Source organism: Phytopseudomonas flavescens (assembly GCF_900100535.1).
Lineage (GTDB): Bacteria > Pseudomonadota > Gammaproteobacteria > Pseudomonadales > Pseudomonadaceae > Aquipseudomonas > Aquipseudomonas flavescens.
Window position 1 is genome coordinate 53668 of record NZ_FNDG01000012.1, and the last position, 22910, is coordinate 76577.

2 protein-coding genes are annotated in these 22910 nt (G+C 66.5%); both read right to left on the minus strand.

The features are described 5' to 3' along the window. Positions 1-29 precede the first annotated feature (29 nt). Positions 30-11774: a non-ribosomal peptide synthetase gene (locus tag BLR94_RS16110; protein ID WP_084307221.1), complete on the minus strand. Its 11745-nt coding sequence runs from the start codon at positions 11772-11774 to the stop codon at positions 30-32. Continuing rightward, on the minus strand, positions 11774-22819 hold the full coding sequence (locus tag BLR94_RS16115; protein WP_084307220.1) for a non-ribosomal peptide synthetase: 11046 nt from the start codon (positions 22817-22819) through the stop codon (positions 11774-11776). The genes BLR94_RS16110 and BLR94_RS16115 overlap by 1 nt, the downstream gene beginning before the upstream one ends. Positions 22820-22910: the final 91 nt, after the last annotated feature.

The window sequence follows — 22910 nt, forward strand, 5'->3', positions numbered from 1 at the left end:
CGCGCCCGACCGGGTGATGGGTCAATGGGTCATGCGGTTTCCAGGCTGGGCCGCAGCAGCGCCTCCAGCTCGTCCAGCAGCTCGGCGCTGCGCAACACTTCATAGTGCCCAGCGCTCAGCAGCCGATCCCGGCTGCGCCGGATGACCTGCGCGTCGAACTGCAGTCGCTCGTCTTCGCGGCCCGCCACCCACCAGCAATGGCTGGCCACCTGGGTTGTCGGCAGGCGCTGCTGGGCAAACGCCAAGCGCTTGAGACGAACGCCCACGGCGAAAATCTGGCCCAGCTCGACAGCTGCCGGCAATGCCAGATCGACCTGATCCCCACGTGGCATGGCCATGGCCGCCGCAATCGCCTGTCGAGCGGCTTCGGCTTCGTCAAGGCCCACGGCCAAATCGACGCTCAGCGAATGGGCACACTCCACGGACAGGCCGAGAACGAACACCAGGAAGTCGCGCAGATCCTCACGCCAGTCACCAGCCCGGGCGACGCCCGCCACATAGCTGTCCACCAGTCCGGTGAACGCCACGGATTGCCCCTGTGCCTCCAGGGCCTTCGCTACCAGAAGGGCCAGGGCACCGCCCAGGGACCAGCCCAGCAAGTGGTATGGCCCCTGGGGCTGCTGTTGGCGAATGCGCCGGGCATAATCCTCGGCCATGGTCGTCAGCGCTTCATCGCGCCAGTCAGGGTCGAGCAACATACGGCATTGCACACCGTAGACCGTGCGCTTCCCCTCCAAACGGCGGGCCAGCGGTTCGTAGTCGAACACCGTGCCGAAACCGGCATGCAGACAGAACAGCGGCGGCACACCGGTGATAGGGGCATTGAGCGCCAACAGCGGATCCGGCGCGGACGCCGCAGGCCGCTCGGCACACAGTTCAGCGATGCTGGGCTTCTGCATCAGATCCCGCAGCTTCAGTTCGAAACCCAGTTGCGACTGGCCGCGCACCCGAGAGATGACCTTCAACACCTGCAGCGAGTCGCCGCCCAGTTCGAAGAAGTTGTCGTCGATACCCACCCGAGGTATTCCCAGCACCTCCTGCCAGATGACAGCCAGTGCCTGCTCCAGTGCATTGCGCGGAGCCCGATAACCTTCGGCGCGCCATTGCGGCTCGGGCAGCGCACTGCGATCCAGCTTGCCGTTGGCGGACAGAGGCAGGCGTTCCAGCTCAACGATCTGCGCCGGCACCATATAGTCGGGCAGGCGATCCTGCAGCGCTGTCCTGAGCGCACTCTCCCGCCCTCCGACCACATAGCCGATCAGTTGCTTGCCGCCGGCAGCTTCACGCACGACTACCGCGGCATCGCGAACGCCAACGCAGGCACGCAGGCACGCCTCGATCTCGCCCAGCTCGATGCGGAAACCGCGAATCTTCACCTGTTGGTCGAGACGGCCGAGGTAATCGATCAGGCCATCCTCGCGCTGGCGCACCAGATCGCCTGTACGGTACATGCGCCCCCCGGCCGCCTCGAAAGGATCGGCGATGAAACGCTCGGCGCTGAGCCCAGGGCGCCGGTGGTAACCCCGCGCCAGGCACTCCCCGCCAAGGTACAGTTCGCCTGCAACACCTGGCGGCAACGGGTTGAGATCAGCATCCAGGACATACAGGCCTCGCCCGGCCACGCCATAGCCGATTGGTGCATAGGCCGCCGCGCAAACATCGCGAGCCTCGGCCCTCCACAGCAGCGGCGTCACTACCGCTTCGGTGGGACCATAGCCATTGACCAAGCAGTGCGGCCGCAGCGCACGCCTGACCCGCTCGAAGCTGGCCTGCGGCACCGCATCGCCGCCAAAACAGTAGGTCTGTACGGGTGGCGCTTCGCCCTGACTCTCGGCCACTTCGGCCAACTGCTGCAAGTAGGCCGGTGGAAAGCAGGCCACGGTCACCTGGTAGTGGTGTAGCGCGGCCAGGGTCTGCTCCGGCGTCCACAGCACGTCATCGCGCAGCACCAGGCTGCCACCGGCCAGCAAAACGCTGAGCCAGCGCTCCTGGGCGCCGTCGAAGGCGAAGGACATGAAGTGCAGCTCGCGGCTCGTCGCGTCCAGCCCGTAGCGCTCGATGATGGCGTGACAGTGCCGGGTGATCGCTCCCCGTGCCACGGCCACCCCCTTGGGCTGGCCGGTGGAACCAGAGGTGTAGATCAGATAAGCCAGGTGCCCCGGTAAATGGGCCTGTACAGGAAAATCGGGATGTTCCGACGCCTGTACCTGGTCTATAAGCAGGCGAGGTATACCAGCGTCCAGGACAGCACGTCGCTCCAGCTCCCCGTCACAGAGCAGCAGGCTGGCCCGGGAATCGTCGAGCATATAGGCCAGGCGCTGCGCCGGGTAGTCCAGGTCCAGCGGCAGGTACGCCGCACCGGCCTTGAGCACGGCGAGAAACGCCACCAGCACCTGCTCCGAACGCGGCAAGGCGACCGCCACCAGGCATTCCGGGCCGATGCCACGCTCACGCAGCCGCCCGGCCAAACGGTTCGCTTGGCGATCCAACTCGCCATAGCTCAACTGGCGCTCGTCACAGAGCACGGCCAGCGCCTGTGGCCGTTCCCGAACATGGCGGTCGAAGGTGCACAGAAGTTCGTTTTCCTGCTGTCCTGCGCTGGGCAGAGTGACACGCGCACCGGGCAGCCCCAACGTACCGATGGTGCGTGCAGCATTCCCGGGCAACTCGGCCAGCAGGCCTTCCAGCTGGGCACGGATGCGCTCCACCTCGACGTCGCCGAAGTGCTCACGCAAGTACAGATACTCGATCTCCAGGCCTTGCTCGCTGACACTGACCATCAAGTCCATGGGGAAGTTGGTGACGCCGCCGCTTCCCACTTCGGCGAAGCGCAGTTCACCGTCCTGTTCACCGCGCAGCGCGCTGTCCAGCGGATGGTTCTCGAATACGATGATGCTGTCGAACAGCCCCTGGCCGCTCTGCCCGGCCCAGCGCTGGATGTCCGCCAGCGGCGTGTGCTCGTAGTCGCGGATCGCCAGGTTGTAGTCCTGCAAGGCGCGCAGCCAGTCGCCCAGCGGCCGTTGCGGCTCCAGGGTCTGGATCACCGGCAGCGTATTGATGAACAGGCCAAGCATCTCCTGGCTGCCGGCCAGCCCGGCTGGACGCCCCGCCACCGTGGCGCCGAAGGCCACACTGCGCTGCCCGCTGTGGCGTTGCAGCAACAACAGCCAGGCGGCCTGGATCAAGGTATTGAGGGTAACCCGCTGGGACGTGGCGAACGCCTGCAGGGTGCGGCAGGCCTCCGCATCCAGATAGCTGTAGCGCACGCCGTGGCCATCGCCGCCGGCACCGCTGGCATTGGCCAGGATGGTCGGCGATTCCAACACGGCCAGGCGCTCGCGCCAAAAGCGCTCGGCGGCGGCGCCATCCTGGCACTGCAGCCAGGCGATGTAATCGGCGTAACGGCCCTGCACCTGCGGCAGGCTTTGCCCGGCGTACAGGCGCAGCATCTCCCCCAGCAGGCGCGAAGCACTCCAGCCGTCCAGCAGCAGGTGATGATAGGTCCAGACCATCTGCCAGCGACTGTCGCCCAGGCGTACCAGGGTGAAACGCATGAGCGGCGCCCGGCCAAGGTCGAAGCCGTGGGCCTGGTCGTCCTCTGCCAGGCATTGCAGCGCCCCGTCCAGATCCTCGCGATCGCGCCAGTCCAGTTCCCGGATCGGCAGTTCGGCACCAGTCCGTACCGCCTGCAACGGATCGGCCAGGCCGTCCTGCCAGAGAAAAGCCGTGCGCAACACGTCGTGGCGCTCCATCAGCGTCTGCCAGGCGCTGCGGAAACGCGCTGGGTCCAGGCCATCCACCGCCACGCTGAGCTGGTTGACATAGAGGTTCAATTCCGGCGACTCGACACAGTGAAACAGCATGCCCTGCTGCATCGGCGACAGCGGGTAGAGATCGTCCAGTCCCGCTCGCGCTGCCTGCCCAGGCGCCAGGGAGAAGGCCTCGGCCCGCGGCGCGAGTGCCGGAGCCTCGGCCTGCCAGCTGGCCACGGCCGCCAGGGCGCGGATGGTCTGCTGCTCGAACAGTTGCCTGGGCGTGAAGACCAAGCCGCGCTGGCAGGCACGGCTCACCGCCTGCAGGGAGATGATCGAGTCGCCGCCCAGTTCGAAGAAATTTTCGCCGACGCCCAGTTCCTCGAGCCCCAGCAGCGCCTTCCAGATGTCCACGAGCAGGGCTTCCGCCGGCGTGGCCGGAGCCAGTCGCTCACCTTCCCGCTGGCCGGCCTGCGGCGCCGGCAGCGCCTGGCGGTCGAGCTTGCCGTTGGGTGTCAGCGGCAACGCGGCCAGGCACATCATATGCGCCGGCAGCATGTGCGCCGGCAGGTTGACGCGCAGATACCCACTCAGCGCGTCACACAACTGCGCTTCGTCGGCCAGCGCCTCGCGCGGCACCACGTAACCGACCAGTTGTCGGCCTGCCGGGCCTTCGCGGTCGACTACCCAGGCCTCGCGCACGCCCTCGTGGCGCAGCAGGCAGGCTTCGATCTCGCCCAGTTCGATGCGGAAGCCGCGAATCTTCACCTGCTGGTCGATCCGCCCCAGGTATTCCACCACGCCATCGTCACGCAGACGCGCCAGGTCGCCCGAGCGGTACAGTCGCGCACCAGGCATGAACGGATCCGGCACGAAACGCTCGGCCGTCAGTGCCGGGCGCTGGTGATAGCCACGGGCGACGCCCTCGCCGCCCAGGTACAGTTCGCCGGCCACGCCCATCGGCAATGGCAGCAGGCTGGCATCGAGGACATGGGCGCTGCGTCGGCCGACCGGCCGGCCTATGGGCAGAAAAGCAGAGTCGATGCGGGTATCCGGGTAGGCACGCCAAATCAGCGGCGTGATCACCGTCTCGGTGGGGCCGTAGCCGTTGATGATCCGCGGCGGTCGCAGTATCCGCTGAACGGACTCGAAGGCGTGCCGGGGCATGCCCTCGCCACCCACGGTGTAGGAGCGGATAGGCAGCGAGCGCCCGGTTTCGCCGAGGTGCTCGGCCATCTGCAGCAGATAGCTCGGTGTGAAGCAGGCGATGGTGATGCCGTGCCGGCGGATTTCAGCGCAGGTTCGCTCGACGCTCCACAGTTCGTTATCGCGCGGCATCAGGGCGGCACCGAACACCAGCGGGGTCAGCCAGCGCTCATGGGCACCGTCGAAGCTGATTGAGGCGAATTGCAGCTCACGGTCCTGCGGGGTCATACCGTACAGCTCGCCGATGGCCAGGCAGTGCATCGCCAGCGGGCCATGGGCGACACTGACGCCCTTGGGCTGGCCGGTGGAGCCGGAGGTGTAGATCAGATAAGCGAGGTTTCCCGGATGGTTCAGGTTCTGCGGGTCATGCTCCGGCAAGGCCGTCAGGTTCTCGCCGTCCAGTTCCAGTAACGTCACCCCACCCACCACAGGCAGGCTGTCGCGTAGCCAAGAGTGAGTGAGCAACAGGGCGATGCCGCTGTCCTCCATCAGGTAGCGCAAGCGCTCGGCCGGATACGCAGGATCCAGCGGCACGTAGGCACCACCGGCCTTGAGGATGGCCAACAGGGCGACGATCATCTCCGCCGAACGCTCCACCGCCAGGCCGACCCGCGCCTCCGGGCCGACGCCCAGCTCACGCAGGCGATGGGCCAGGCGGTTGGCGCGGCGGTTCAGCTCGGCGTAGCTAAACGCCAGCTCGCCGAAGATCAGCGCCGTGGCCTCGGGCTGTTCGGCGGCCCGGGCCGCTATCAACTGGTGCACGCAGGGCTCCGAGGGTATCGCCACCCATTGTCCGCTCCATTGTCGCAAACGCTCACGCTCATCACCGACGAGCATGTCCAGTTCGCCCAGGGCACGCTCCGGCGCGGCCAACATGGCGTCCAGCAGGGTCGCCAGATGCTCGCTGATACGGGCGATGGCCGAGGCGCTGAAATGGCTGCGCAGGTAGCTCCAGGTCAGGCTCAGGCGGTCGTCGTGCACCACCGCCAGGGTTAGCGGGTAGTTGGTGCGTTCGTGATTGTCCGGCGTCGAGAAGCTCAGACCGGCTGGCGCCCCCTGTTGCAGGGCAGCGGCTATCGGGAAGTTCTCGAACACCAGCAGGCTGTCGAACAGCGGCTCGCCGTTGCGCCCAGCCCAGCGCTGAATATCGCCCAAGGGGGTGCTTTCATGCTCGCGCAGCAACAGATTGTGTGCCTGCAACTGCTCCAGCCACTGCACCACAGGTTGGGCAGGGTCGGGGCTGGCGATCACGGGCAGGGTATTGATGAACAGGCCGAGCAGACCTTCCGAGCCCGACAGGTCGGCCGGGCGCCCGGACACCGTGGCCCCGCAGGCAATGCTGCGCTGCCCACTGTAACGTTGCAGCAGCAGCAACCAGGCGCCCTGCACCAAGGTGTTGAGCGTGATCCTGTGGCGCCTGGCGAACGACTGCAGAGCCTGGCTGCGCCCGGCGTCGAAAAGCTGCCGGTGATCGCCGTACCCCCCTTGCTCGACTTCCTCCTGGGCACCATGACGCACGTACTGCGCCAGCAGGGTGGGACTGTCGAGCGCGGCCAGTTGGGCACGCCAGAAGCCTTCTTCGGCCTCGGCGTCGCGCGCCTGCAGCCAGCCGATGTAATCGACGAAACGCCCGCCAGGCATGGCGATCGGTTCACCGGCGTAGCGTTGCAACACCTCGCCCAGCAGCAGGGAGTTGCTCCAGCCGTCGAGCAGCAGGTGGTGATGGGTGTAGATCAGTTGCTGGCGCTCCCCGTCGAGGCGCACCAGGGCCAGGCGCAACAACGGTGGCCGCGCCGGGTCGAACGCTTCGCGCTCGGCGCCGGCCAGGCGTTCCAGGGCTTGCTGGAGGTCGGCCCGATCGCGCCAATCGAAGCACTGCAGCGGCAGTTTCAGGCCGCGTTCCACAAGCTGCAACGGCGCGTCAGCGCCCTGCGGCCAATGGAAACCGCTACGCAGGATCGCGTGAGCATCCAGGGTCGCCTGCCACGCCCGTTCCAGGCGCTCGGCATCCAGACCACGCACCTCCACGCGCAGTTGATTGACGTAGGCACCGGCCCTAGGCTCGTACAGGCTATGGAACAGCAGGCCGGCCTGCATTGGCGACAGCGGGTAGATATCCTCGATGCGCGACGGCGCGATCGGCAGCGCGTCCAGTTGCGCCTGATCGAGTCCGGCCAGGGGGAAGTCCGCCGGCGTCACACCGCCCGCCTCCTCTTGCAGACAGTGCGCGATCAACCCCAGCAGCTCTTCGCGGAAGGATTCGGCCAGCGCCTCGATGGCAGCGCTGTCGAAACAGTCACGGCTGAAACTCCACTCCAGCTTCAATTCGCCGGCGTAGACCTGGCCGTCCACCGCCAGCCAATTGATCAACGGCGACTCATCATCCTGGGTCGCGCCGCAGGCCTCACGGGCCGGAACGAACAGCGCCTCGGGAGCGAAGCTCTGGTCGAACTGGCCCAGGTAGTTGAAGGTCACCCGTGCTGGCGGCAATGCGGCCAGGGCCTCGCGAGCCCGCTCGTCGCCCAGGTGGCGCAACAGACCGAAGCCCATGCCCTTGCCAGGTACCTCGCGCAATTGCTGCTTGATCGCCTTGATCGAATCCGCCAGTCCGTCCGATGGTCTCAGTAGCACCGGATACAGGCTGGTGAACCAGCCCACCGTGCGGCTCAGGTCGATATCGTCGAACAGGTCCTCGCGGCCATGCCCTTCGAGCTGCACAAGTGCCGACGCCTGCCCGCTCCAGGCGCACAGGGCACGGGCCAACGCCGTCAGCAGCAGGTCGTCGACCCGGGTGCGGTAGGCAGCCGGCGCCTGTTGCAGCAGCCGCCGCGTCTGCTCGCGGTCCAGGCCGACGCTGACGCAGTGGCGATGGCGCAGGGCCTGGCTTGCGTTGGGGCGGGCCGCCGGTAGCGTGGCGTCGGCGCCCTGCAACCGCCGCTGCCACCAGGCCAGTTCGGCATCCAGCCGGCCACTGCCGACATGGGCTTGCAGGCGCGCCGCCCAGGCCTGCAGCGAGGTGCTTTTCTCCGCCAGGGAGCGACCGGCATAGGCTGCCTGCAAGTCCTCCAGCAACACCCGCCAGGATACGCCGTCCACCACCAGGTGGTGAATCACCAGCAACAGGCGCTGGCTGCCGTCCTCATGACTGATCAGCACCGCTCGCAGCAAGCAGCCGTCGTGCAACGACAGGCTGCGCTGGGCCTCGTCGCACAGCGCCTGCAAGGCCTCGTTGCCATCAGTTGCAGCAGTCCACAATAGCTCGTCGACGACAGGATCCCCCAACTGACGGTAATCCGCCCTCCAGTCGCCCTTGTCCTGGAAAAAGCGCAGACGCAGCGCATCGTGCTGCTGCAGCAGCCGTTGCATCGCGGTTCGCAGGCGGTCGGGTTCGAGGAGGGAACGCGGCTGCAGCAATAATGCTTGGTTCCAGTGCTGGCGTTGGGGTATGTCTTGGGCGAAGAACGCGCATTGAGTCGGTGTCAGCAATTGCTCGCCCTGTACAAGGCCCTGCTCGCAGGCAACGCCCGACTGCTCGCGTGCTACCGCTGCCAGGGCCTGCAGATTCTGCTGCTGGAAGAGGTCGCGCGGGGTCAGCCGCAGGCCGGCTTGGCGGGCTTGGCTCACCACTTGGATGGAGATGATCGAGTCACCACCCAGTTCGAAGAAATTGTCCTGGCGCCCTACCTGCTCGACGCCCAGAACCGCCTGCCAGATCCGCGCCAGGAGGATTTCCCGCTCCCCGCTCGGCGCCTCGAACTCGCGCCGGCTGGAGATCGCCTGGGGCGCCGGCAGGGCCTTGCGCTCCAGCTTGCCATTGGCGCTCAGCGGCATGCGCTCGAGCAGGACATACTGCGTCGGCACCATGTAGTCCGGCAGACCGGCCAGCAGGTATGCCTTCAGAGCCTCGTGCCAGGATGCCTGCCGGTCGTCGCGCAGCCGCTCGGCACAAGCCGGCACCAGGTAGGCCACCAGTTGCTTGCCGCCATGACCATCCACGGCCAGCACGACCGCTTCCTGGACATCCACGTGCTCCTGCAGCCGTGCCTCGATCTCGCCCAGTTCGATACGCAATCCACGAATCTTCACTTGGTGGTCGATGCGCCCGCAGTATTCGATGACACCATCGCTGCGGTAGCGTGCCAGATCTCCGGTACGGTACAGGCGCTGGCCGCTGGCGAAGGGGTCGATAACAAAACGCTCTGCCGTCAGCGCCGGACGCCGGTGATAACCACGCGCCAGCCCAGCACCACCGAGATAGAGTTCGCCGACCGCGCCGTTCGGCAGCGGCTGCAGCTCAGCATCGAGGACATGGCAGCGCAGGTTGGCGATGGGTCGACCGATGGGAACTGCGTCGCGTCCTTCTTCCAGGCAACGCCAGTGGGTCACGTCAATGGCTGCCTCGGTAGGTCCGTACAGGTTGTACAGGGCGGCTCGGGGTAACCGCCCCAAGGTCTGGCGCTGCAGTTCGACCGGTAGCGCCTCGCCACTGCACAGGATGCGGGTCAGTGAGTGGCAGTCGGCCGCTTCCTGCGCGGCGATGAAGGCCTGCAGCATCGAGGGCACGAAATGCACGGTGGTCACGCCCTGCTCGACGATCAGCGCGGCAAGCCGCTGCGGATCGCGGTGCTCGCCAGGAGCGGCGAGTACCAGCGTAGCGCCCTGCATCAGCGGCCAGAAGAATTCCCAGACCGACACGTCGAAGCTGAACGGGGTCTTCTGCAGTACCCTGTCGTCGGCCCCCAGCGCATAGGCCTCCTGCATCCACGCCAAGCGGTTGTACAGCGCCAGGTGAAGGTTGCCGGCTCCCTTGGGCCGCCCGGTGGAACCGGAGGTGTAGATCACGTAGGCCAGGTTCTCCCCAGCGACGCTGCATTGCGGATTCGCGTCGGATTCCTCGGCCAGCCAGTCTTGCGCATCGCTCAGACACAGCGACTGCACGCCCGGCGCGAGCGGCAGGGCAGCCTGCAGATGGGGCTGGGTCAGCAGCAGTTCGATGCCACTGTCCTCGATCATGTAGGCCAGCCGTTCTTCGGGATAGTCCGGGTCCAGCGGCACGTAAGCGCCACCGGCCTTGAGGATCGCCAACAGGCCGACGACCATTTCCAGGGAACGCTCGCAGGCGATACCCACCAGGCTCTCCGCGCCGACGCCGCGCTTGCGCAGGTGATGGGCCAGGCGGTTGACACGCTGGTTGAGCGCTGCATAGGTCATGCAGCGGGAGCCGAATACCAGGGCGGTAGCCGCGCCGTTCTCCGCGGCCCGCGCCTCGATATGCTGCTGCACGCAAGGCGGCCCCGGATAATCGACGGCAGTGGCGTTTAGCCCCTGCACGAGGGCCTGATGCTCGTCACGGTCGAGTAGCGGCAGCTCGGCCAGGCTGGCTCGGGGATCGGCCAGCAGACCGGCCAGCAGATTGCACCAGTGCCGTGCCAGCCGTTCGATGCGTGGCGCGTCGAACAGGTCGCTGGCGTAGGTCAGGCTGGCCAGCAGCCGCTCGCCATCCTCCTGGGTGTCCAGCTGCAGGTCGAACTGGGTGGTTCGCCCACTCCATTCCAGGCGTTGCACCTGCAATCCCGGCAACACGTTCTCAAGATCTCCGGGCAGGGCCTGCTGGTGGTTGTACATCACCTGAAACAACGGGTTGTGGCTCAGGCTGCGCTCCCCTCCCAGGGCCTGAACCAGGCGCTCGAACGGCAGTTCCTGATGTTCCTGGGCGCTCAGTACGGCATCTGCGGTATCCTGCAGCAGGCGCTCGAACGGCAGACGTCCGTCCAGTTCGGCGCGCAGTACCAGGGTATTGACGAAGAACCCGATCAGGCCGCGAGTTTCCGCACGGTTGCGATTGCCTACCGGCACCCCGATACGCAGGTCGCGCTGACCAGTGTAGCGGTGCAGCAAGGCCTGGAAACTGGCTAGCAGCAGCACGAACAGGGTTACTCCCTGCTGCCGCGCCAGGGCCTTCAGCCCATTGGCGATATCCGCCGCCAGGACGAAGTCGAAACGTGCACCGCGCTGGCTCGGTTGCGGCGCCCGCGGTCGATCGCAGGGAAGCTCCAGCAGGGGCTGCTGCTCACCGAGCTGCGCCATCCACCACTGCAACTGACGCTGTAGTTCGCCGGCCTCCATCCAGCGCCGTTGCCACAACGCGTAATCGACATACTGAATCGGCAGAGCCGGCAATTGCAGCTCGCGGCCCTGGCAGTGGCTCGTGTAGAGCAGAGAAAACTCTTCCACCAGAACACCCATGGACCAGCCATCGGCGACGATGTGGTGCAGGGTCAGTACCAGCACGTGGTCGTCTTCATCCAGCTGCAACAAGCCGACCCGCAACAGCGGTCCACCGGCCAGATCGAAGGGCCGGCGGATGTCTTCGTCGACCAGCCCCAAGGCTGCGTCCAAACGCGTCCCCTGCGGATAGCAACGCAGATCATGGCGAGCCAGCGATACCTCGACAGTGTCCCGCACCTGCTGGCGAACCTGGCCGTCGACCTCGACGAAACAGGTTCGCAGGCTGTCATGGCGCGCTACCACGGCGTCGAGGCTGTATTGCAGGGCTGCCACGTTCAGCCGGCCACGCAGGCGCAGGGCGGTGGGGATGTTATAGGCCGAACCCTGCGGATCGAGCTGCCAGAGGAACCACTGACGCTGCTGAGCATAAGAAAGCGCCTGTACTTCACCTGCAGTGACATTCGGCGGAATCGGCAATTGGCCGAAGCTGACGCCCTGCTCACGCATACGTTGGAGAAACTCGCGGCGCTGCTCAGCGGCCAGACCGGCGAAGCGGTTGGCGATACGCCAGGCGGTATTGTTTTCCATCAGAGGGTCTCCATCTCGTCGAGAAGCGACTCGAGCGCTTGCAGACGCTCATCGTTGTTAGCCGAGGCGTGCTGCCCGGCCAGGGCCGCATAGGCCTGCAGGTCGGCGGCTTCGAACAGTGCTCGTAGCGGCAGTTCGAGGCCCAGTTCAAGTTGCACCCGGGCGCTGGCCTGGGCGGCAAGCAGGGAATGACCACCCAGGTCGAAGAAGTTGTCCGTGCGGCCCACCCGTTCGACGCCTAACAGTTCGCCCCAGAGTTCCGCGAGACGATTCTCCAACTCGCCCTGGGGGGCGACGTGCGCACGCTGCTGACCATTACCCTGTGGTTCCGGCAAGGCCTGACGGTCGAGCTTGCCGTTGCGGGTCAGCGGCAGTTCGTCGAGCAGCAGCAGATGCGCAGGCACCATGTAGTCGGGCAACTCGCGTTTCAATGCGTCACGCAGCGTCGCACGCCAGGCCTGAGGATCTTCCGGGCTCGTCTCGGCCACCACGTAGGCGCAGAGCTGTGGACCGGTGGCATCCTGGCGCACCATCAGCAACGCCTGGAGTACGCCCGGCTGGCCCTGCAGGCATGCCTCGATCTCGCCCAGCTCGATGCGGAAGCCCCGAATCTTCACCTGCTGGTCGAGCCGCCCAAGATAGTCGAAGCCCCCGTCGGCACGCTGCCGCGCCAGGTCGCCGGAACGGTACAGGCGCTCGCCGGGGGCGAACGGGTTGGCTACGAAACGTTCGGCGCTCAACCCCGGGCGCCCGTGGTAGCCGCGCGCCAGGCCCGCGCCGGCCACGTACAGCTCGCCCTGACAGCCTGGCGGTATGGGCTGCAGTTGACTGTCCAGCAGGTACCAGCGCAGGTCTTCGATGGGCCGACCGATCGGGCTGTGCGTTCCGGCTTCGAGGTCGGCGAAAGCGATTGGCCGGTAGCTCACATGCACCGTGGTCTCGGTGATGCCGTACATGTTCACCAGGCGAGTGCGCTGCTCGCCGAAGCGGGCGAACCATGGCCGCAGGCTGGCCAGCTCCAGTGCCTCGCCACCGAAGATCACCAGGCGCAGATGCAACTCGCGTTCGCTGGCGCAGGCCAGCGGCAGCAACTGGCGGAAGGCCGTGGGCGTCTGGTTGAGCACGCTGACGCGTTCGTCGCCGAGCAGGCGATGGAAGGCTTCCGGCGAGCGGCTGACATAGTACGGCACGATCACCAGGCGGCCGCCCGTGCACAGCGCGCCGAACAGTTCCCACACCGAGAAATCGAAAGCGTAGGAGTGGAACAGCGTCCACACATCCTCGGCGCCGAAATGGAAATCCGCTGCCGTCGCACCGAGCAGACGGGTAACGTTGCCCAGGGTGAGTAACGCGCCCTTGGGCCGGCCGGTGGAACCGGAGGTGTAGATGACGTAGGCGAGGTTGGCCGCGCTGGTAAGCGGCGGCGGATTATCCTCACGGTGCCCTCCCAGCGCCAAAAGGTCCAGACAGATCACCCGCAATCCGTCGGGAAGCGGCAGACCAGGCTGCAGATGGCTCTGGGTCAGCAGCAGGTCGATGCCACTGTCCTCGATCATGTAAGCCAAGCGATCGGCCGGGTATTCCGGGTCCAACGGCACATAGGCACCGCCGGCCTTTAGGATTGCCAGCAACCCCACCACCAACGTGACGCTTCGCTCGCAGGCGATGCCCACCCTCACTTCGGGGCCGACACCCAGCCTGCGCAGCTCATGTGCCAAGCGGTTGGCTTCGATATTGAGCTGGGCATAGCTCAGTTGCTGGCCGGTGCAGGTCAACGCTGTCGCATCGGGGCGCAGGGCCGCCTGGGCTTCGAACAATTGTGCCAGACCGGGCTCCCCCGAGTGCGCGCGGAACGCCGGGTTCCACTGCCGCAGCAGCGCCTGGCGTTCCCCGTCACGCAGCAGTGCCAGTTCGCCGACGCGCTGCCCGGGATCGGCGACCACCGACTCCAGCAGGCGCAGCCAATAGCGGCCGAGGCGTTCGACACTGGCGGCGTCGTACAAATCGGTGGCGTAGGTCAGGCTGGCGTGCAAGCGTTCGCCCTGCTCCTCGGTGTCCAGCGCCAGGTCGAACTGAGCACTGTGCTGGCGCCAGTCCAGACGTTGCACGACGAGCCCCGGCAGTTCGCGCTCGACGCTCTGCCCCAGGTGTTGCTGGTGGTTGTAAAGCACCTGGAACAGCGGGCTGTGAGTCAGGCTACGCTGCGGCTGCAGAACCTCCACCAGTTGTTCGAACGGCAGCTCCTGATGCGCCTGGGCACCCAACACGGTCTGCCTGACCCGTTGCAGCAGCTCGCTGAACGGCTGTTGGTCCTCTACCTCGGCACGCAGTACCAGGGTGTTAACGAAGAAACCGATCAGGCCCTCGGTTTCCAGGCGCGAGCGGCCAGCGCTGGGAACGCCGACACGGATATCGCGCTGGCCGCTGCAGCGCTGCAGCAGCGCCTGGAAGCTGGCCAGCAGCAACGTGAACAGGGTGACCTGCTGTTCTTGAGCGCAGCGGCGCAGGCCAGTCACCAGGTCGTCATCGAGTTGCAGTTCCAGGCGCGCGCCCCTCTCGCTGCGCTGTGCCGGCCGGCTCAGTTCACCAGGCAGTTGCAGAGGCGGCTGTGGCTCGCCCAACTGGGCCCTCCACCAGGCCAATTGGCGTTCCCCCTCCCCGGCAGCCAGCCAGTCGCGCTGCCAGCGGGCAAAATCGGCGTAGCGCACCGGCAGTACCGGCAGTTCAGCCGTGACGCCCTGCACCCGGGCCTGATAGAGCTGGAAGAAGTCCTCGACCATCACCTGCATCGACCAGCCATCGGCGGCGATATGGTGCACCGTGAGCACCATGACGTGTTCGTCAGCCGCCAGACGCAGCAGCAGTACCCTTAGCAGTGGGCCATTACGCAAGTCGAAAGGCTGGCGTATCTCCTCCTCCACCAGTGCGTCTATTCGCGCCTGGTCACCCACCTCGACACTCAACTCGCTGAACTGCAGTGGCAGGCTGGCATGCAATACCGGCCGGGCTTGGGTACCGTCCTGGGCGAAGGTGGTGCGTAGTGTGTCATGCCGATCCTGGAGAGCTTCGAAACTGTACAGCAGTGCAGCGCGGTCCAGTGTCCCGCGCAGGCGCAATACGGCGGGAATGTTGTACGCGCAGCCGTTCGGCTCCAACTGCCAGAGAATCCACTGGCGCTGTTGCGCGTACGACAGGATCGGGGCTGCCTCGTCGGCCTGCGCGCACAACGGCGGCTGTGCCATGCCCTCGGCAAAGCGCACGCGCTCGGCGAACGCGGCCAGTTCGCCGGCCTCGAACAGGCTGGCCAGGGGCAGTTCTATGCCGAACTGTCGGCGTACCCGAGAAACCACCTGGGTGGCCAGCAGGGAATGGCCACCGAGTTCGAAGAAGTCGTCCTCGCGGCCAACCCGCTCGACCTTCAGCACCTCCTGCCAGATCGCCGCCAATTGCGCCTCCACGTCGTCCTGGGGAGCGACGAAGCCGCTCGAGCGCTCGCCGAGTTCGACGCGCGGCAGAGCCTTGCGCTCCAGCTTGCCGTTGGCGTTCAGCGGCAAGCGCTCCAGCAGTAGCCAAGCCGCTGGCTGCATGTATCCCGGAAGACAGCTCTTGAGCCCGGTGCGGCAGCGCTCGCACAGTGTCGCCTGGCTCGTCGTATCAGCCGCCACCAGGTAGGCCACCAATGCCTTGCCCGTCGGGCCGTCCTGCGCCAGGACGGCAGCGTCGCGTACCCCATCGAAGCTACGCAGGCGAGACTCGATCTCACCCAATTCGATGCGGAAACCCCGGATCTTCACTTGCTGGTCGATCCGACCGACATATTCCAGTAGGCCGTCGTTGCATCGCCGACCGAGATCGCCGGTGCGATACAGCCGCCCGCCCGCATCGGCCGCGAAAGGATCCGGCAGGTAGGCCACGGCGGTACGTGCCGGGTCACCCAGGTAGCCACGGCCGACCCCGGTGCCCGCCACCCACAACTCGCCCACCGCACCGACAGGTACGGGCAGCAGGTCGCCATCGAGCAGGTACAGACGGTTGTTGTCGGTCGGGCTGCCAATCGGCAGGCAGGCGCCATGGGTGGCGTCCATCGCCACGCGGTAAAGCGCCACGTCGTCCGAGCATTCGGCCGGGCCATAGGCATTGACCAGGCCGATTTGCGGATAACGCTGCAACCAGCGCCGGGCCAGCTCCGGCGGCATCGCCTCACCGGTGGGCAGCAGCCAGCGCAAGCTGCCGAGGGCGGCCTGCGGCTCGTCCAGCAGCCCCTGAATCAGCGATGGCACGCTTTCCAGTACGCTGATGCCCGCCTCATGGACATGGGCCAGCAGGGCCGCCGGCTCCTGAACGATGGCCTGCGGCACGATATCCACCCGAGCCCCGCAAAGCGCCGCGGTAAGGAACTGCCAGACCGAGATATCGAAGCTCTGCGAAGCGGTCTGAGCGATGACGTCATGCTCGTCCAGTGCCAGGTAAGGCACCTTGCTCAACTGGTTGTTGAGCATGCCGCCCTGTTCCACCAGCACCCCTTTCGGCGTGCCGGTGGAACCGGAGGTATAGATCGCATAGGCCAGGTGACTGGCCCCCACATAGACCCGAGGCTCATGTTGCGGGCCATCGCCGGCCTGGACGTCCTCCCACACCAGCAGGCGTGGTGCGTCGGCGGCTGCAAGCGAATCGACCAGTTGGCGCGCCCGCTCGACACAGTCTCGGCTACAGAACAGGACGGGTGCACGGCTCAGTTCCAGCAGGCGCAGCAGGCGCTCATCCGGCAGGTGCGGATCCAGCGGCAGGTAACCGGCTCCCGCCTTGAAACTGCCGACGATCATGCCCAGCAGCGGCAAGTCGCGTTCGGCCAGCAGCGCGACAGGCTGGTCAACCTGCGCGCCAGCGGCGATCAGCGCATGGCCGGCGCGATTGGCCAGGCGGTTGAGCTCGGCGTAGCTCCAGCTCTGTCCCAGGCAGGATGCTGCAGTGCGCTCGGCGTGGCGCGCCACGCTGGCTTCGAACAGACGCACATAGCCCTGCTCCAGCGGATAGCTGCGCGCGGTGCGGTTGCAGGCCTCGAGCAATTGCTGGCGGTCGTCCTCGGACATCAGTTGCAAGGCCGTGAACTCGCCATGGAAGCCACTGACCAGGGCATCCAGGGCAACGTTCATATCGCGCAGCAGGCGGTCAACGGTCGCCTCGTCGAAGAAGCGCTGATCATAGGACAGGTGCAGACCCAGCTCGTCCCCCGGATAGATCACCACCGTCAGCGGGTAGTTGGTATGGGTTCGGGCACTGTCGGCGATGGCGCTGAGCGCTTCGGCACCACTGACCACGGCGCTTTCCAGCGGTGCGTTCTCGAACACGAACAGGCTGTCGAACAATTGCTGGTTGCCACCGATGGCGCTGCAGGCCTGGATCTTCAGCAACGGCAGGTGTTCGTGCTCGCGCAACGCCAGGTTGTGCTCCAACAGCGCCTGCAGCCATTGCCTGACACTGCCGGCTGTTGGCATCCGCACGCGCAGCGGGATGCTGTTGATGAACAGGCCGACGGTATCCTGCATTTCCGGGCGGCTGACCGGGCGCCCGGCCACGGTGACACCGAACAGCACGTCGCTGTCACCGCTGTAACGCTGCATGACCAGCGCCCAGGCAGCCTGGGTAAAGGTATTGACCGTCAGTTGGTAGCGCTGGGCCAGCTCGCGCAGCGCACGACCTTCGCTACGCGGCAATTGCAGGTAGCGATCGCCGATCTGCGACTGTCCGCCCTGGCGCTGCGGCGGTCGGTCGTAGGGCAGCCAGGTCGGCCGTTCGACGCCTTGCAGCTCCTCGCGCCAGGCCTGGATCGCCGCCTCCTCGCCCTGCTCCTGCAGCCAGGCGATGAAGTCGCGGTAGCGTGCCGCGGGCGGCGTGGTCGGCTTGCCCTGGTACAGGGCGAAGAAGTCCTGGAGCAGCAGCGAGCGGCACCAGGCATCGATCAGGATGTGATGGTTGCTGAGGATGAACCAGTATTGCTGCGGAGCACGACGGATCAGGCGCAGGCTGAAAGGCGGTCGCGCCAGCAGATCGAAGCCCTGCTGGCGCTCCTGCTCCAGCAGGCGTTGCAGATCCGCCTCGTGCTGGTCGCGCGGGTGCGCACTCCAATCCAGGTAGTCGAGACGCAGCGGCGCATGGCGGTGAATGATCTGCAGCATGTCGCCGTGCTGGTCGAGATCGAACGAAGCGCGCAAGGCGTCGTGACGCTGGATCACTTCCTGCCAGGCACTGCGGAAACGAGGCAGGTCGATGTCGCTGTCGATGCAGTAACGATCCTGCATGAAGTAGATGCCGGAATGCGGCTCCAGCAGGGTATGCATCAGCAGGCCTTGCTGCATCGACGACAACGGGTAAATGTCCTCGATTTGCACCATCGGGATGGGCAATGTGTCCAGACGCTCCTGGGTCAGGCTGACCAGAGGGAAGTCCGAGGGCGTGGCGCCGCCAGATTCGCCTTGCACGCAATGGGCGATCAGCGTCTTCAGTTCCTGCGCATAGTCATCGACCAGGCACTGGATGCTCGCCTCGGCGAACATCTCGTGGCTGAAGCTCCATTGCAGCGACAGTTCGCCGCCATACACCTGGCCCTCGATACTCAGCCAGTTGGCCAGTGGCGCCTGCTCGTCCTGGGCCAGGCCTGGGGATTCGCTCGCTGGGACGAACAGTGCCTGCTGGTCGAACTGGCCATCGAACTGGCCCAGGTAGTTGAAGGTGATGCGCGGTTGCGGCAGGGCTGCCAGCTCGGCGCGCACCCGGGCAGCGCCCAGGTAACGCAGCACACCGAAGCCCAGGCCCTTGCCGGGCACCGCGCGCAACTGCTCCTTGATCGCCTTGATCGAGCCGGCCAGATCGGCCTGAGGTGTCAGTTTGAGCGGGAACATGCTGGTGAACCAGCCCACGCTGCGGGTCAGGTCGATACCCTCGAACAGCTCTTCGCGGCCATGCCCTTCCAGCTGGATCAGCGCCGACTCGGCGCCGGCCCAGCGGGTGACGACACGGGCCAGCGCGGTCAGCAGCAGATCGCCGACTTGGGTGCGGTAGGCCCCTGGTGCGTCCTGCAACAGCTGGCGGGTCGATTCGCTATCGAGCTTCAGCCTGACCTTGCGCTCCTGCGCATTGCGCAGGCCGCCTTCAGGGTTGTCGCAGGGCAGATCCGTCGGCGCATCGCCCAGCTGGCGCCAGTAGTCCAGCTCGGCGTCCAGCGCCTCGCTGCCGGCATGGCCCTGCAGGCGTGCGGCCCAGGTCTGATAGGAGCTGGTCTTGGCAGGCAAGGTGAAGTCCTCACCGGCCCTAGCCTGCGTCAGCAGACTCTGCAGGTCTTCCAGCAGGATGCGCCAGGACACGCCGTCCACCACCAGGTGGTGGACGGCCAGCAGCAGGCGCTGCGAAGCGTCGGGCATCGCCACCAGTACCACCCGCAGCAGCGGCCCCTGGCTCAGTTCCAGGCTGCGCTGCGCCTCGTCGCAGATGGCCTGCAATTCATCGGCGCTGGCGGCCTGGCGCAGCCACAGCGGCGCCGGCAACGGCAGCGCGGCAGGCGCTTGCGTCCAACCCTGCGCGCCGGCCTGGTAACGCAGGCACAGGGCGTCATGCTGTTCGATCAATCGCGCCAGCGCAGCTTGCAGTTGCGCCGCGTCCAGCGTTTCGCGGGGTTCGAGCAGCAGCGACTGGTTCCAGTGCTGTGGCCGGGCGATATCCTGCTCGAAGAACCAGTGCTGCACCGGAGTCAGCAGCACCTCGCCGATTACCGCACCCTGGTCGATCAGCAGTTGCCTACCAACCTCGGCCACCGCAGCCAGGCTGCGCACTGTCTGGTGCTGGAACAGATCCTTGGGGGTGAACTGGATACCGGCCTGCCGGGCCCGGCTGACCACCTGGATGGAGACGATGGAGTCGCCGCCCAGTTCGAAGAAGTTGTCGTGGCGACCGATGCGCTCGCGGCCGAGCACGCCTTGCCAGATCGCCGCGATGCGCGTTTCGAGCTCGCCCTGCGGCGCGGCATAGTCGGCCTGTGCAGTCCCATCGGGTCGCGGCAGCGCCTTGCGATCAAGCTTGCCGTTGGGGCTCAGCGGCATCTGCGCGAGGTCGATCCACTGCGCCGGCACCATGTAGTCCGGCAGGTGCTGCGCCAGGTGCGCGGCCAGCGCATCACGCCAGTCGGCCGGGTGGTCGGCCAGCACCAGGTAGCCCACCAGGGACTTGCCCTCCACGGCCAGCACCGCCGCTTCGCGCACCCACTGGTGCTCCAGCAGGCGCGCCTCGATCTCGCCCAGTTCGATGCGCAGGCCGCGCAGCTTGACCTGGTGGTCGATGCGCCCGGCGTATTCGATCACGCCATCGGCACGGTAGCGTGCCAGGTCGCCGGTGCGGTACAGGCGTGCGCCGTCGCCGAACGGGCTGGCGACGAAACGCTCCGCGGTCAGCGCCGGGCGCTGGTGGTAACCCCGGGCCAGGCCCGCGCCGGCCAGGTACAGCTCGCCCAGCACGCCGGCCGGCACCGGCTGCAGGTCGGCGTCGAGTACGTGGCAAGCCAGGTTGGCGATGGGCCTGCCGATCGGCACCGCGTCACGGCCTTCTTCCACGCACGTCCAGTGGGTGACGTCGATGGCGGCCTCGGTCGGGCCGTAGAGGTTGTACAACCCCGCCTGCGGCAGCCTGGCGAAAACCTGCTGCTGGGCGCCAACCGGCAGCGCTTCGCCGCTGCAGACGACGCGTTTCAGGCTGGTGCAGGTGGATACCTTGTCGTCCTGCAGGAACGCCTGCAGCATCGAGGGCACGAAGTGCAGCGTGGTCACGCCCTCGCGGTTGATCAGCTCGACCAGCTTCGCCGGGTCGCGGTGGTCGCCCGGCGCCGCGACCACCAGGCGGGCACCGGTCATCAGCGGCCAGAAGAATTCCCACACCGACACGTCGAAGCTGAACGGGGTCTTCTGCAACACGCTGTCGCTGGCATCCAGGCCATAAGCCTCCTGCATCCAGCACAGGCGATTGGTCAGGGCCGAATGGCGGTTGCCGGCGCCCTTGGGTTTACCGGTGGAGCCGGAGGTATAAATCACGTAAACAAGGTTTTCGCCTTCGACGGCAACGTCAGGGTTGGCTTCGCTGTAGCCTTCCAGCCCATCGTCTTGCCGATCCAGGTCGATGCGCTGCACGCCCTCGGCCAGCGGCAGGTCGAGGTGCGACTGGCTCAGCAGCAGCTTCACGCCACTGTCTTCGAGCATGTAGGCCAGGCGCTCGGCCGGGTAGTCCGGGTCCAGCGGCACGTAGGCGCCGCCGGCCTTGAGAATCGCCAGCAGGCCCACGACCATCTCGATGGAACGCTCCACCGCGATGCCCACCAGCCCGTCGGGCTGCACGCCCAGCGCGATCAGGCGATGAGCCAGGCGGTTGGCCCGGGCATTGAGTTCGGCATAGCTCAGGGACTGCCCGCCGAAGACCAAGGCCGTGCCTTGTGGCGCCCGCTCGACCTGCGCTTCGATCAACAGGTGGACGTGGCGCTCGAGTGGATAGTCGGCCCGGGTGGCGTTCCAGTCGTGGAGAATCTGCTGCCGCTGCGCGTCGCCGAGCATCGCCAGTTCGCCGATCCGCCTGGTCGAGCCGTCGGCCAAGGCCTCCAGCAAGCGGCGGTAGTGAACGCCCATGCGCTCCACGGTGCAGCGCTCGAACAGCTCGGTGGCATAGCCGAAGGCGGCGAACAGCTTGCCACCCTGCTCGACGGTATCCAGCGACAAGTCGAACTGCGCGATACGCGTCTCACGCTCCAGCGCCGCCAGGCTCAGACCGGATCGCCCCTTTATCGCGGCGGCATCCGCCACCTGCGACTGGTGGTTGTAGAGCACCTGGAACAGTGGGCTGACGCTCAGGCTGCGCGCCAGCCCCAACGCTTCCACCAGCCGCTCGAACGGCAGTTCCTGGTGCGCCTGGGCGCCCAGGGCGGTGTCCTTGACCCGCTGCAGCAGTTGATTCACGTCGCTCAGCGGATCGATCTCGGTGTGCAGGACCTGGGTATTGATGAAGCAGCCGATCAGCCCTTCGACCTCGGTACGGTTGCGGTTGGCCACCGGCACGCCGACACGGATCGCCTGCTGGCCGCTGTAGCGGTGCAGCAGCACCTTGAAGGCGGCCAGCAGGACCATGAACAGGGTCACGCCCTGCTCGCGGGCCAGGCCACGCAGGCGCTCGGCCAGGGCCGGGTCGACCTGGAACTGGTGACGCGCACCACGGTAACTCGGCGACAGCGGCCGTGGATGGTCGGTGGGCAGCGCCAGCGGTGCATGATCCTCACCGAGCTTGCCGCGCCAGTAGTCCAGCTGGCGTTCCTGCTCGCCGGCCTCCAGCCAGCTGCGCTGCCACAGGGCGTAATCGCGGTACTGGATCGGCAGCGCTTGCAGATCGGCCTCGGTGCCACTGCAGGCGGCATCGTAGAGGCGGATGAATTCATCGATCAGGACGTTATAGGACCAACCATCGGCGACGATGTGGTGCAGGGTCAGCAGCAGCACGTGTTCCTGCTCGCCCAGTTTCAGCAACTGCACGCGCAGCAGCGGGCCCTGGGCCAGGTCGAACGGCGCCAGGGCCTCGGCATCGGCCCGCTGGCGCACCTGCTGCTCTCGCGCCGCCGCGGGCATGGCGCTCAGGTCATGGCGGGCGATGGCTACCGCGAACGGCTCGACGATACGCTGCCGGACCTGGCCATCCTGCTCGCCGAACAGGCTGCGCAGGGTCTCGTGGCGGGCCACCAGGCCATCGAAGGCGGCCTGCAGGTCGGTCTCGTCCAGCTCGCCGTTCAGGCGCACGGCCATGGGCAGGTTGTAGGCGGCGCCACGCGGATCGAGTTGCCAGAGAAACCACATCCGCTGCTGGGCATAGGACAGCCCGTCGCGCTCGTCATAGGTGACGCCGGCCGGGATCGGCAACAGGGAAAAATCGATGCCCTCGGCCTGCAGCCCGTCGAGGAACAGGCGCCGTTTCTCCGGCGGCAGTTCGATGAAGCGGCGGGCGAGCTTGAGGGTCTGTTCGGCATTCATGTCGGGCGTCTTCCTGGCAATCTAGCGATGACTATGAAGCTCAAACGAATCCTCGCAGCGGCGATTTAGCCAACCACAACGGCCAGCGCAG